Source organism: Thermaurantiacus tibetensis, from assembly GCF_015354055.1.
GTDB lineage: Bacteria > Pseudomonadota > Alphaproteobacteria > Sphingomonadales > Sphingomonadaceae > Thermaurantiacus > Thermaurantiacus tibetensis.
Genome location: NZ_JACHTM010000003.1, coordinates 114,148 through 126,415, shown reverse-complemented (window position 1 = coordinate 126,415; position 12,268 = coordinate 114,148). Strand labels below are relative to the sequence as shown.

Sequence of the window (12,268 nt, the reverse complement as noted above, 5' to 3'; positions counted from 1 at the left end):
GGGCTGGCGCGTTCGGGGAAAGCGCCAATCCGGCGGGGAGATGGATTTGTGGGCTTGACAAGGTGCAGCGGTCCCGAAGGTCGGGCGGCCCGAGCCCTCGGCGGCTCTTGCTCGCGCGCGGCCGTCCCGCCCCTCGCGGCCCTGCTCCTGCTCTCGGGCACGGCCGCTTTCGCCCAGGCACCTGCTCCCGCCACCGGCGGCGAGCCCGCGCGCACGCCCTCGGCGACGCAGGCCGACTCTGAGCAGGACTCGCCGGGCGTGCCACAAGGCGCACCTCGGGGGGCGCCGGGAGACGAACCGCAGCGTGCCGAGCCGCAGCCCGCGGGGCCGCAGCCGGTCGGTCCGGTCCGCACCTTCGAGCCGGTGCCCATTCCCGAAGGCATGGCGCCACCGGGCGTCCGGACGACTCCGCTCGAACCCGGCGCAGAACCACCGCCGGCGCCCGTGGGCCCGCCGCCGGTCGACCTGCGCCAGGGCGGGCGCGTGGCGCCCACGGTGCCCGGCGCCGCGGAGGCGGGGCTGGTGGTGGCGGACCCGCGGCGGGTGCTCGGAGCGGATGCGCTGCCTGCAGTCGGCGAGGCGGTGGCGGCAGCCTCCGGCCTGCGCCTGTCGGCGGTCCTGCGCGCGCGTTACCTCGACAACTTCGGCCTTCTTCCCGATCGGGACGTCGTCGACGATCCAAGCGAGGTCCTGCTCGAACCGTCGATCGTCGCGGCCATCGGGCGGCGCGTGGGGCGCCAGCTCTTCTATCTCGACACGTCCCTTGGCAGGAGCGAGGCAATCAAGAACCGCGATCGCTCCGCCAACCAGATCGCCCTCAACGGCGGCATGGCGTGGCGGCTGGGTCGGCAGTGCGACGGGCGGGTCGCCGGCGCCTGGACGACCGGGCGGGTGCTGTCGACCGACCTCCTGGTCCGCCGCGACCAGACCAACCGCACCACCACGTTGCTGTTGAGCGGCGCCTGCCGGCTGGACTCCGGCCTTCTGGCGTCTGCCAGTCACACCCGCGGGCGGCAGCGCTTCGAGCTGGCCCGCGGCGTCGACTTCGGCTCGAACTTCTGGGCCGCCGGCGGTTCGCTTGGCTACGCCCTCGGCCGGCGTGGCCAGGTCGGCGTCGAGGCACGCTATCAGAATGCCGTGTTCCCGTTCGGCTCTCCCGGCGTCGTGCCGGTGCCAGTGGTCGCAGGGAACGATCGGACCGAGAGCATCGGGGTCTCCGGGGTGGCGACCTACCGCTTCACCCGCTATCTCGTGGCGAGTGCCGGCATTGGCTGGACCCGGACGACCTCCAGCGATCCCGTCGCCGATGACTTCTCCGGCTGGACCGGCAATGTCAGCCTCGCCTACAATGCTTCCCGCTGGGGGGCTTCGGCGGGCTTTGCCCGAAACGTCTCGCTCGGGCAGGATCCGCTGGCGAGGTTCGTGGTCGACGAGGTGTTCAACGCGGCTGTCACCTACCGGCTGACCCGGAGGGTGTCGGCGACCGGCGGGTTCGACTACCAGCATCCGGATCGCCGGGGCATCGTCATCGGGCCGGGCGCGTTCCTGTCCCTCGTTGACAGGAACTGGCGTGCATCGGTTGGCGCCGACGTCGCGCTCGCCCAGCGCCTCGACCTGTCCGTCGACTATGGTCACCAGACCCGCGAATTCGATCTCCTGCCGGGCCGTGCGCATGCCAATACCGTGACGGGCGCGCTCCGGTTCGTCTTCCGATGACCGACTGGCCGTCAGCACCTGATCAAGTCCCGCGCAGGGCTGCCGTTAGCCCTGCCGGCGTGCCATCCGCCCGGCGGGTCGAGCGCCCCGCCCGCCGGCATCCTGGGGAGAAAGCCATGCCCGACCTTCCCGTCGTCTTCCGGCCCGCCCTGCGCCGGTTGTGGCCTTTTGCCGCAGCCGCCTTTTCGGCCTGCGCCGTCGTGCCGCCGGCTGGAGCGCAGACCCCCGCGCCGGCCTACCAGGGGTATGTGCTCGGCCCGGGGGACGCCATTGCCGTCACCGTCTACGGCCACGACGCCTTCAACGTCACGACGCGGATCAAGCCCGACGGCACCATCTCGATGCCGCTCGTCGGCCAGATCCCGGCGGCGGGACGGACGGTGGTGACGCTTGCGGCCGACATCAGCCGGCGCCTGACCGAGGCGCGGCTGCTCCGCGACCCGATCGTCAACGTCGAGATCGGCGACTACCAGTCGCGCACGGTCCGCGTGGTGGGGCAGGTCTCGCGCCCTGGGATCATCCCCCTCGACCAGCCCTACACGCTCTTGGACGTGCTGCTGAAGGCCGGCTGGGTCCGCGGCGACGGCTCGCGCAACATCATCGTCCGCCGCGCGGGCGTCCCCGACCGGGAGATCAGCATCGACGCGCTCCTGAAGGGGGACCCGGCGGCGGACGTGCCCATGGAGCCCGGGCTCACCGTCGTCGTCCCCGAGCCCGAGCTCGTCTACGTCATGGGCGGCGTGGGGCGTCCGGGCGGCTATCCGCTGCTGGAGGGCATGACGGTGCGCCGCCTGATCGGCATGGCGGGCGGCGCAACCGACGGAAACCCGCGGCGGTTCCGGCTGGAGCGGGACGGCAAGCTCCTGCGCGACGCGACGCTCGACACGCCGCTCAAGGCCGGGGATGTGATCACGCTCCGTCAGGCAAGCTTCTGATGCGGGCGCCGGCGGGAAGGCGCGACAGGCGGGACATGGCGCCCGCCGCAGGGCGGGGCACGCGGGTGCCGCTGATCTGCTGGCGGTCGAATCTTAACCAGTCGGCAAGGATGACGCGGCGCGAAAACCGCGCTAACGGGGCCGTGATGGCGGGTGCGGGTCGGGAATCGCGCCGGCCGGCCGGGTTGCCGGTTGCAGGTGTCGCAGGAGGACGGGCGTGAACCTCATCCAGTTCCTGAGAATCTTCTGGGCGCGACGGTGGCTGGTGCTCGGCACCACGCTGGCGTCCCTGCTGGTTGCCACCCTTGTCGCCTCGACGCTGCCGAAGCGTTACCCGGCAACGGCCCGGGTCATGCTCGACACGGTCAAGCCCGACCCGGTGACCGGTACCGGGATCTCGATGCGCGAAGCGCGGCCCTTCATCCAGACCCAGGTCGAGGTGCTGCGCGATCCTCGGGTGACTGGCGCGGTCGTCGACCGTCTGGGTCTCGCCAATGACCCGGCGACGATCGCGGCCTACCAGGCCTCGGGGTTCCGCGAGGAGGACGGAGGCATCCGCCGCTGGCTCGGGAACCAGATCGCGCAGCGCGTGGCGGCCGGTCAGGTCGGCCAATCGTCCATGATGGAGATCGTCTTCGAGGGGCCGACGCCCGAGTATGCGAAGGCGGTGGTGGGGGCGCTCAGGGATGCCTACATCGCCGAGACGCTGCGCATCAAGACGGACGCGGCGGCGCGGACGGGGGCGTGGTACGCCGAGCAGGCCGAGAAGGAGAAGGCGCTGCTCGAGAAGGCGGAGGAGCGTCGGACCGCCTTCATGCGCGAGAACAACATCACGCTGACGGCCGGGCCCGGCAGCCCGGACACCGAGATGAAGAAGCTGGAGTCGCTTCAGGCGGCGCTGGCGGCGGCGCGCGGGTCGACTGGCACCACGCTTGCGGCGGCCGGCGAGAGCGTACCGAATGCGGCGGCCGACCAGCTCCGCGTGCAGCTGGCCTCGATCGAGGACGAGATCGCCCGGGCCTCCGAGCAGCTCGGGCCCGAACACCCCGCCTACAAGGCGGCGCTGGCGCGCAAGCGGGCCATCGAGATGCAGCTCGCGAACGTCACCCGCCAGGGCGAGGCCAACCGGGCGGCGGCGGCGAACATTGCGCGAGGGTCCATCGCGCAACTCGAGCGCGAACTGGCCGCCCAGCAGCAGCTCGTGATTGCCCGCAAGCCCATCTACGACGAGCTTACCGTGCTTGACCGCGAGGTCGAGCTGCGGCGGGCGCAGTATGAGCGGGCACTGGCGCGTGCCGCCGATCTGCGGCTCGAGTCCGACGTCTCGGAAACCTCGTTCGTGCTGATGGGGGATCCGATCGCCGAGCAAACCCCCTCCTACCCGAAGATGGGGCGGATCGTGACGCTCGCGGGGATTTTCGGTCTCATCCTCGGGCTGCTTGCGGCGCTCGTCGCGGAGTTCGTCGCCCGCCGGGTTCGCGGGGCGGAGGACCTCGCCTACGCGACCGGCGCTCCGGTGCTGGTGACGGTGACCTCGCAGCCTCCGTCGCCCCTCAGGCTCCAGCTGCGGCGCCTCCTCGCGCGGCGGACGGAGCGTGACGACGAAAGCGAACTGCAGGCGATCTGATCATGACCGACCCCTCCCAGCTTGCCGTGGATCCGGCCGACGTCAGCGGCCGCGAGGCCGTCCCCATGGGCGATGCCCTGCTCCAGACGGGGATGCTCTCCGACGAGGATGCCCGCCGCGTCGCCGAGCACCAGGCGCGCACCGGCCTCGACTTCGACCGTGCGGCCGTGGAGCTTGCCCTCGCGACGCCCGAGGACGTCGCCGAGGCCCGCGCCCAGCTTCAGGGCAGCCTCGCCCTCAGCCTTGCTCCGTCGTCCGAGGTCTCCGACGAGCTTGTGGTCCTGTCCGACCCGGCGAGCCCAAGGGCGGAGGCCATTCGCCTGCTTCGCACCCAGATCATCTCCCAGCATGTGAGCGCCGGCCGCCGGGCCCTTGCCGTGTGCGCGGCAGTCGATGGGTCGGGCGCGACCTACATCGCCGCCAACCTCGCGGCCGCCCTGTCGCAGGTCGGCTACAAGACGCTGCTGGTCGACGCCAACCTCCGCAACCCGCGGATCGACGCCATCTTCGGGATCGATCCGAGCGGTCCGGGCCTCACCTCCTATCTCGCGCTGCAGGCCAACCGGCCGGAGCGGGTCATCTATCCCAATGTGCTGCCCAACCTCTCCATCATTCCCTCCGGCCCGCCGGTCGCGCGTCCGCAGGAGCTGCTCTCGGGCGCACGGTTTCGCGCTGGCGTCGACATCGTGCTGCGCGAGTTCGACGTGGCCATCTTCGACACGCCGGCGACGAACGAGAACGCCGACGCGCTGACGGTTGCCGGGGTGCTGGGCTACGCGCTGGTCGTCGCGCGGCGCGACACGGCGTTCGTGAAGGACGTGCAGGCCCTCGCGGCCCAGCTTGCGGCCGCACGCGCGACGATCGTGGGGTCGGTGCTGAACGACTACGAAACGCCCTGATCCCTTGAGGGAAGCGGGTCGCGCCGGTCCCGGCGTTGGAAGGCGGAGCCATGCAGGTTGCGATGACGCCGATGGAAACCGTGGGGCTGAGGCAGTTCGCCGCCCGCAACCCGGCGCTCGTGCTCGGCCTCCTCGCCGTGGGTATCCCCACACTCGTCGCCATGGCCAGCCAGAGCTGGACGCGGGAAGAAGGAGTCCACGGGCCGATCGTTCTCGCAACCGGCTTCTGGCTTATCTGGCGCCGGGCGGACGAGATCCGGCGCGAGGCCGTCCCGGGCAACTTCTGGCTGACGCTCGCAGGCCTGCTCGTGGCTGCCGCCATCTACACCTTCGGCCGTGCCTACGGCTTCCTCGTGCTGGAGGTCGGCGCCGTCTACCTTGCGGGCATTTCGCTTGCCTATGGCTTCATCGGCTTCCGCTTGCTCCGGAAGCTGTGGTTCCCCATCCTCTACCTCGGCTTCGCGGTGCCGCTGCCGGGGTGGCTGCTCGACTCGATCACCCTCCCGCTCAAGTATCTGGTCTCGGACATCGTGACCCGCCTGCTCCAGGCCGTGGGCTACCCCATCGTGCAGGTTGGGGTCACGCTCTACATCGCCCAGTACCAGCTCCTCGTCGAGGACGCCTGCGCCGGTCTCAACTCGATCATCAGCCTCACCGCCATCGGCCTCTTCTACATCTACCTCTTCCACAACGCGTCGTGGCGCTACGCGCTCCTGCTCGTGGCGCTGGTGCTGCCCATTGCGATTGCTGCCAACGTGATCCGCGTCATCATCCTGGTGCTCATCACCTATTATCTCGGGGACGAGATGGCGCAGGGCTACCTTCATGACACGGCAGGCATCGTGACCTTCGTCTCGGCGCTTCTTCTCATCTTCATGATCGACGGGCTGCTGACCCCGGTCCGCCGGATGCTGACACGGAGGTCGGATGCTCCGGCGGCGTGATCTCCTCCTGGGCGCGCCGCTCCTGGCTGCGGCGGGCGGCGCCTGGGCGCTGAAACCGCGCAACCGGATGAACCTGCTGGGGGACGCAAGCCTCGAGACCGTGGTGCCCGAGCGAATCGGTGACTGGGAGGTCACTCCGTCGAACGCGTTCGTCCTGCCCGAGGCCCGCGAGGGAAGTCTGGCCGCCACCCTCTACGACCAGCAGCTCTCCCGCCTTTACACCGGTGCCAGTCTGCTTCCGGTCATGCTGGTCATTGCCTACGGCAGCACCCAGAGCGATCTCCTCCAGCTCCACCGGCCGGAGGTCTGCTACCGTGCCGTCGGCTTCTCGATCGACCGGTCCGAGCGGGTGGACGTGGCCGTGGGCAACGCCCGGGTGCCGATGCGGGCGCTGACCGCCCGCGCCAACGACCGGGTCGAGCCCATCCTCTACTGGACCCGGCTCGGCGATCTCCTTCCCACCAGCAACAACGAACAGCGGCTGATGAAGCTCAGGACGGAGATGCAGGGCTACATCGCCGACGGCGTGCTGGTGCGCCTGTCCACCGTCGCGGAGCCGACTCCCGAGGTCTTCGCGGTGCTCGAGGCGTTCGCGCGGGCCATGCTGCAGGACATCACCGGTCCTGGTCTCGTCGCGCTGGTCGGCAGGCCGACGGCGGCAGCGATCCGGGGAGTGCGGGCATGAGGGCCTGGACCAGCACCGCAGCTGACAACGCGGCGAGGCTGGCGCCTGCCGTCTGGAGGGCGGAAGGCCGCATTGCGCCCTTTGTCTCCTGGCCCTGCTGTCGCCGTCCCCTTCCGTCCGCGCCCGCTTGGTCAGTCGGAGTTGGTGAACGGCCGAAGCACGAAGTGGATGAAGGCGAGCACGCCGGCAATGCCGCCCGTCGCCACGAGATGGTAGAGGAGGTTGTCCTGCTCGACCGCCGCATTGCCCACCTGGTTGAGGACGGCAAGCGCCACGGAGGCGCCGAGATATTGCCAGAGGCTGTCGCGCGGCGGCCCGACCGAGCGCTGCAGGAACAGGACGATGAGCCCGGCGAAGATGCCAACCGTCACCCAGTCGTAGACCGTCTCCATCTGCCGCCGGCCTCCCGAAACTCCCGGCACTGGACGGTCGTGACGTCCGCGCCCGAACGCCCCCGCGCTAGCGGCAACACGCGTCGCCTGCAACGCGCGTATCATTCCGTTAGCCATGTTTCGGTCCTGCAGCGGTTGTGGGAGCGCTGCAGATGCACGGCATGACGTCGGCCATGACCGCAGCAGCCCCCGTCACCCGCGTGCCGGCGGTCGAGGAAGCCAAGGTTCCCCTCGACCTCATGGTCTTCATCATCAGGGTGCTCGAGTTTCTCCTGGTTCTCGGCTCCGGGGCCGTCGCCCTCTATCTCTGGAGCGATGTCATCCCCGGATCCGGCCTCGCCGACTATCTCCGCGCGATCTTTGGGGCGGGTCTTCTGTTCGCGCTCGTTGCCGAGATCATCGGCACCTATGATCTCGACGCCCAGTTCTCGCTGCGCCGCGCCTGGCAGCGCCTGTTCACGAGCTGGGGGATGACGGCGCTGTTCCTCGTCACCACCGCCTTCCTGCTCAAGGTCTCGGCCGAATTCTCGCGGGGCTGGGCCCTCACCTGGTTCGTGACGGGCGGGGTGATGCTGGCCGGCAGCCGGGCTGCGCTTACCATCTGGCTTCGCCGCCTCAAGCGCCACGGCGTCTTCGACAGCCGCGCCGTCATTTTCGGCGCCGGTGAGCAGGGCCAACGGCTGGCCGACTACATTCGGGGGAACGATCGGCTCACCATTTCGCTCCTCGGCTTCTTCGACGACCGCCGGGATGGCCGCGTGCCGGTCATCTTTGGCGACCTTCCCGTCTTCGGCACCTGTGACGACCTCGTGGCGGCGATCCGCGAGGGCCTCATCGACCAGGTGATCGTCGCGCTTCCATGGTCGGCCGAGGAGCGCATCCGGGAGGTTGTCGCCAAGCTCGCGCTGACGCCGGTGCGAATCCGCCTCGCGCCCGATCTCGCAAGCTTCGCCTTCGCCCACCGCCCGCTTGTCCTTCTCGGCGACCTTCCCGTCCTCACCCTCTTCGAGCGGCCCATCTCGGGCACCGACGCCATCATCAAGCGCGCCGAGGACGTGATCCTGACGCTCCTCATCCTTGCCGTCATCTGGCCCGTCCTTGTGGTCACGGCGATCGCGATCAAGCTCGACAGCCCGGGCCCGGTGTTCTTCCGCCAGCCGCGCGAGGGGTTCAACAACCGCCTTTTCGAGGTCCTCAAGTTCCGCTCGATGACGCACGAGCTCTGCGAGACCGATGGCATCCGCCAGGCAACCCGGGGCGACAAGCGGGTGACGCGCGTCGGCGCCTTCATCCGCCGCACCTCGATCGACGAGCTCCCCCAGCTCCTCAACGTCCTGAAGGGCGACATGTCGCTCGTCGGTCCCCGCCCGCATGCCCCCTCGACCCGGGCAGCCGGGCGGCTGTTTCACGAGGTGGTCCAGACCTATGCCGCGCGCCACAAGGTGAAGCCGGGGATGACCGGCTGGGCGCAGGTCTGCGGCTTCCGCGGCGAGACCGACACGGAAGACAAGCTCCGGAAGCGGATCGAGCACGACCTCCACTACATCGAGAACTGGTCGGTCGGCTTCGACCTCTACATCCTCTTCCGCACCATCTTTGCGGTCATCGCGCCCAAGAACGCCTTCTGAAGGCGGAAGGCGTCCGCTTTTTCCGGGCCTGCCAGCGCGTTCGTCGGGGACGATGGGCGCGAGTTGTCAAAAATTTTTACAGGTGGCCGATCAGGCGGCGCGCAGAGCCTCGCCATTTCAGTCTATTAGCCATGCGGAGAAGTTGGCACGGTTTTTGCATCATGTCGGTTATGCAACCGTTGGAGGATGGCATGAACCTGTCTCTCGTGTCCCGGGCAGCCGTCGCCGGCCTTGCCCTCGCCTTCGCGGCGGTGCCCGCCGCTGCGGTGTCGACCTTCCGTCAGTTCCAGCAGGCCAATCCGTCCGACGAACTGTTCGTTTACACGGCCGGGCCGGTGAGCAGCTTCACCGGGACCTATACCCTCGGCCTGTCGACGCCGCGGTTCGGGATCCCGCCCATCTTCTTCCCGGTGACCGTCACGATCTCGGCGACCTCCACCGACCCGCTGATGATGATGACGCCCACCACCTTTGCGCAGACGGGCTGGGCGGGCACCATCACGCTCACCACGACCGATCCGCTCGTCCCGGGGGGCAACCTGCTGACCGTGACCTTCGCCGGAGCGGTCGCACAGTTCGAGAGCGACGGCGGCCCTGGCAACTGGGCCGCGGCACTTGCGCTTGCGGCCCCGAAGGTCCCGGGTCCCGGCGGGTCGTTCATCGCCTATCTGACGGACTATCTTCCGCAAAAGTGGATCGAGAGCTCGAATGCGAACAACTTCGCCCTGAGCTTCTCGGGCGGCGCGACCATCTCCGGTCCGTACGCGGGCACGGGCACCTTCGCGGCCCTCGTGCCGGAGCCGGCGACCTGGGCCATGCTCATCGCCGGGTTCGGGATGGTGGGGCTTGCGGCGCGCCGGCGTCGGGCTGCCGCAACGATCGCCTGAGTTCTCCGGTCTGGCTTTGAGGCGCCAGGTCCGCGAAGCGGGCCTGGCGCTTTGGCTTCCAGCCCGACAGACATGCTGCACCTGTCAAACTTTCTTACAGCCGGAGCCTGATGACCGACTGATGACTCAAGCCGTTCAACCACTTACGCGAGCAGAACGGTTGGCACGCTTTTTGCAGAGACAGGGGCAACGGTCGGGGGGTCCGGCCGCGCACTGAGGAGTTGAAGGCATGAATCGCATGTTGAAGCTCGGCGCGATTGTGGCGGCGTGCGCCGGCGCCATCGCTGCCCCGGCTGCCGCCGTGACGACCTTCCGCCAGTTCCAGCAGGCGGTCCCGACGGCTGAGCCCTTCTCGTATGTGAACGGGGCAACCAGCACCTTCTCGGGCAGCTATGCGCTGGCGCTCTCGACGCCGCGGTTCGGCGTGCCGCCGATTTTCTTCCCGGTGACCGTCACCATCTCGGCGTCGACGACCGCTCCGCTCATGATGATGTCGCCGACCACCTTCGCGCAGGCGGGCTGGGCCGGGACCATCACGCTGACCTCGACCGACCCGCTCGTTCCCGGTGGCAACCTGCTGACCGTCAATTTCTCGGGTGCGGTTGCCCAGTTCGAGCAGTCGGGCGCCAACTGGGCGGCGGCGATGGCCCTTGCGGCTCCCAAGGTTCCGTCCATCCCCGGCGGGCCGTTCATCACCTATGCGACGAGCTACGCGCCCCAGAGCTGGATTGCGCTCTCCAACGTCAACAACTTCGCCCTGAGCTTCTCGGGCGGTGACGCGATCGGGGGCCCCTATGCCGGCACCGGCACGTTCGCGGCGTTCGTTCCCGAGCCGGCCACCTGGGCCATGCTGATCGCGGGTTTCGGCATGGTCGGCTTCGCCGCCCGCCGGCGTCGCACCATCGCGACGATCGCCTGACCTCACCCTTTCGTCCGCAGGGGGCGGGCCTTCTTCGGGAGGCCCGCCCTTCGTGCGTCAGGGATAGAGGAGGCCTGAAACCCAGCCGCCCTCGGTCCGCCAGCAGCGCTCCCGATGGTGCTGTCGCCCTTCGCGGTCCTCCCAGAACTCGAACCAGCGCGGCCTCAGCCGAAAGCCCGACCAGAAGGGGGGGCGCGGCACCGCGCCGGGGAAGCGGGCCGCCATCTCGAGGAGGCGCGCCTCGAACGTCTCCCGCCGGTCGAGCGGCTGCGACTGGGCCGAAGCCCAGGCCGAGAGCTGGCTCGCCCGCGGCCGGGTCGCGAAATAGCTGTCCGCCTCGGCATCCGGAACCTGCGTCACCGGCCCCTGGAGCCGCACCTGTCGCTTGAGGGCCTTCCAGTGGAAGCAGAGCGCCGCTTCCGGCGTTTCTGCGAGCTGCCGGCCCTTGGCGCTTTCGAGGTTGGTGAAGAAGACGAAGCCGTCGGGCCCGAAGCGCTTCAAGAGCACCATGCGCACGTCGGGCCAGACCCTGCCATCCTGCTCGCGCGCGACGGTTGCAAGGGCACAGGCGTTGGGATCATTGGGTTCGGTGGCTTCGGCGTCTGCCAGCCAGCGGGCAAAGCGTTCGAAGGGATCGATCATGGTGCGAGGGCCTAGGGCGGCTTGTGCCCGGGTGCAATGCGACCTACATCGCTGTGGCTGCACGGCAACAGCAGGCACAGAACCTTCCGGACACGGCCGCAGATGACCGACCCCTACGCGACTCTTGGCGTGGACCGCACCGCCGACGAGGCCGCGATCAAGCGCGCCTACCGGAAGCTCGCGAAGGAGCTCCACCCCGACCGGAATGCCGACAACCCCAGGGCTGCCGAGCGGTTCAAGGCGGTGACCGCGGCCTACGAACTCCTCTCCGACAAGGAAAAGCGCGCAGCCTACGACCGCGGCGAGATCGACGCCGATGGCAACCCAAGAATGCCGCGCGGGTTCGACGGCTTCGCGCGTGGCGCGCGCCCCGGGGGAGGGTTCCGCCCCCCGCCGGGCGATTCGGCCGGGTTCGAGGCCGACTTCGGCGACATTCTCTCCGAGCTGTTCGGTGCCGCGCGCGGCGGCCGCGCGGGCCCGCGCGCACCCGCGCGGGGGGCGGATGTGGCCTACCGGCTCGCCATCCCCTTCGTCGATGCAGCGCTCGCCCGGCCGCAGCGCATCACGCTGCGATCGGGCAAGACGATCGACCTCAAGCTGCCGCCGGGCGTGGAAGACGGCCAGCAGCTCCGGCTTGCCGGCCAAGGCGAGCCGGGCCCGGCCGGCCCGGGCGATGCGCTCGTCACGCTCGTCATCCAGCCGGATTCGCGCTTCACGCGTGACGGAGACGACATCCGCGTCGATCTTTCGGTACCGCTCGCAACCGCGGTTCTCGGCGGCCAGGTGCGCACCCCTGTGCCCGATGGCGACGTGATGCTCTCCATCGCGCCGGGCACGAGTTCCGGCAAGGTGATGCGGCTCAGGGGCAAGGGCTGGACCCGGCGCGACGGCACGCGGGGCGACCTCCTCGCCCGCGTGATGGTCGAGGTGCCGGTGGGGGACGCGGCGCTCGAGAAGCTGTTCCGCGACCGGCAGGCGGCGGCAGGCTGAGGAG

The 12,268-nt window shown here is 69.6% G+C and carries 12 protein-coding genes; 10 read left to right on the top strand and 2 right to left on the bottom strand.

All coding sequences use genetic code 11. From position 1 onward, the window contains the following. Positions 1 to 483 precede the first annotated feature (483 nt). The 6 genes from H3H34_RS09230 to epsI all read left to right on the top strand — a co-directional run bounded on the left by H3H34_RS09230 (position 484) and on the right by epsI (position 6,806). On the top strand, positions 484 to 1,716 hold the full coding sequence (locus tag H3H34_RS09230) for an outer membrane beta-barrel protein (RefSeq protein ID WP_194745000.1): 1,233 nt from the start codon (positions 484 to 486) through the stop codon (positions 1,714 to 1,716). 116 nt (positions 1,717 to 1,832) lie between these two features. Beyond that, positions 1,833 to 2,651 (top strand): polysaccharide biosynthesis/export family protein, encoded by an 819-nt coding sequence (locus H3H34_RS09225; RefSeq protein WP_194744999.1) that lies wholly within the window; start codon positions 1,833 to 1,835, stop codon positions 2,649 to 2,651. Positions 2,652 to 2,868: 217 nt separating this feature from the next. Beyond that, on the top strand, positions 2,869 to 4,278 hold the full coding sequence (locus H3H34_RS09220; RefSeq protein WP_194744998.1) for a Wzz/FepE/Etk N-terminal domain-containing protein: 1,410 nt from the start codon (positions 2,869 to 2,871) through the stop codon (positions 4,276 to 4,278). Positions 4,279 to 4,280: 2 nt separating this feature from the next. After that, on the top strand, positions 4,281 to 5,177 hold the full coding sequence (locus tag H3H34_RS09215) for a hypothetical protein (protein WP_194744997.1): 897 nt from the start codon (positions 4,281 to 4,283) through the stop codon (positions 5,175 to 5,177). Between the two features lie 50 nt (positions 5,178 to 5,227). Then, the gene (gene xrtV / locus H3H34_RS09210; RefSeq protein WP_235945652.1) at positions 5,228 to 6,121 is read left to right on the top strand and encodes an exosortase V; all 894 of its coding nucleotides are present in this window, start codon (positions 5,228 to 5,230) and stop codon (positions 6,119 to 6,121) included. After that, the gene (gene epsI, locus H3H34_RS09205; protein ID WP_194744996.1) at positions 6,105 to 6,806 is read left to right on the top strand and encodes an exosortase-associated protein EpsI, V-type; all 702 of its coding nucleotides are present in this window, start codon (positions 6,105 to 6,107) and stop codon (positions 6,804 to 6,806) included. Before xrtV ends, epsI begins: the two co-directional genes overlap by 17 nt. Before the next feature lie 131 nt (positions 6,807 to 6,937). On the opposite strand, the gene H3H34_RS09200 is transcribed toward epsI, so the two are convergent. Next, positions 6,938 to 7,198: an XrtV sorting system accessory protein gene (locus H3H34_RS09200; protein WP_194744995.1), complete on the bottom strand. Its 261-nt coding sequence runs from the start codon at positions 7,196 to 7,198 to the stop codon at positions 6,938 to 6,940. Positions 7,199 to 7,350: 152 nt separating this feature from the next. Between H3H34_RS09200 and H3H34_RS09195 the strand changes: the two genes are divergently transcribed. The 3 genes from H3H34_RS09195 to H3H34_RS13650 all read left to right on the top strand — a co-directional run bounded on the left by H3H34_RS09195 (position 7,351) and on the right by H3H34_RS13650 (position 10,632). Next, positions 7,351 to 8,826 (top strand): undecaprenyl-phosphate glucose phosphotransferase, encoded by a 1,476-nt coding sequence (locus H3H34_RS09195; protein WP_207790870.1) that lies wholly within the window; start codon positions 7,351 to 7,353, stop codon positions 8,824 to 8,826. Positions 8,827 to 9,017: 191 nt separating this feature from the next. Then, entirely contained in the window at positions 9,018 to 9,713 is a 696-nt protein-coding gene (locus tag H3H34_RS13655) for an FxDxF family PEP-CTERM protein (protein WP_235945650.1), read from the top strand. Positions 9,714 to 9,942: 229 nt separating this feature from the next. Continuing rightward, positions 9,943 to 10,632 (top strand): FxDxF family PEP-CTERM protein, encoded by a 690-nt coding sequence (locus H3H34_RS13650; RefSeq protein ID WP_235983265.1) that lies wholly within the window; start codon positions 9,943 to 9,945, stop codon positions 10,630 to 10,632. Between the two features lie 57 nt (positions 10,633 to 10,689). Here H3H34_RS13650 and pdxH read toward each other — a convergent pair whose 3' ends face one another. Continuing rightward, on the bottom strand, positions 10,690 to 11,274 hold the full coding sequence (gene pdxH / locus H3H34_RS09180; RefSeq protein WP_194744993.1) for a pyridoxamine 5'-phosphate oxidase: 585 nt from the start codon (positions 11,272 to 11,274) through the stop codon (positions 10,690 to 10,692). Between the two features lie 102 nt (positions 11,275 to 11,376). Between pdxH and H3H34_RS09175 the strand changes: the two genes are divergently transcribed. Beyond that, positions 11,377 to 12,264 (top strand): DnaJ C-terminal domain-containing protein, encoded by an 888-nt coding sequence (locus H3H34_RS09175; protein WP_194751901.1) that lies wholly within the window; start codon positions 11,377 to 11,379, stop codon positions 12,262 to 12,264. The last annotated feature ends 4 nt before the right edge of the window (positions 12,265 to 12,268 follow it).

Coding starts and splice junctions, on each gene's coding strand:
- H3H34_RS09195 (WP_207790870.1), top strand. CDS start 7,351: ATGCACGGCATGACGTCGGCCATGACCGCAGCAGCCCCCGTCACCCGC.
- H3H34_RS13655 (WP_235945650.1), top strand. CDS start 9,018: ATGAACCTGTCTCTCGTGTCCCGGGCAGCCGTCGCCGGCCTTGCCCTC.
- pdxH (WP_194744993.1), bottom strand. CDS start 11,274: ATGATCGATCCCTTCGAACGCTTTGCCCGCTGGCTGGCAGACGCCGAA.
- H3H34_RS09175 (WP_194751901.1), top strand. CDS start 11,377: ATGACCGACCCCTACGCGACTCTTGGCGTGGACCGCACCGCCGACGAG.
- H3H34_RS13650 (WP_235983265.1), top strand. CDS start 9,943: ATGAATCGCATGTTGAAGCTCGGCGCGATTGTGGCGGCGTGCGCCGGC.
- H3H34_RS09225 (WP_194744999.1), top strand. CDS start 1,833: ATGCCCGACCTTCCCGTCGTCTTCCGGCCCGCCCTGCGCCGGTTGTGG.
- H3H34_RS09200 (WP_194744995.1), bottom strand. CDS start 7,198: ATGGAGACGGTCTACGACTGGGTGACGGTTGGCATCTTCGCCGGGCTC.
- epsI (WP_194744996.1), top strand. CDS start 6,105: ATGCTCCGGCGGCGTGATCTCCTCCTGGGCGCGCCGCTCCTGGCTGCG.
- H3H34_RS09215 (WP_194744997.1), top strand. CDS start 4,281: ATGACCGACCCCTCCCAGCTTGCCGTGGATCCGGCCGACGTCAGCGGC.
- xrtV (WP_235945652.1), top strand. CDS start 5,228: ATGCAGGTTGCGATGACGCCGATGGAAACCGTGGGGCTGAGGCAGTTC.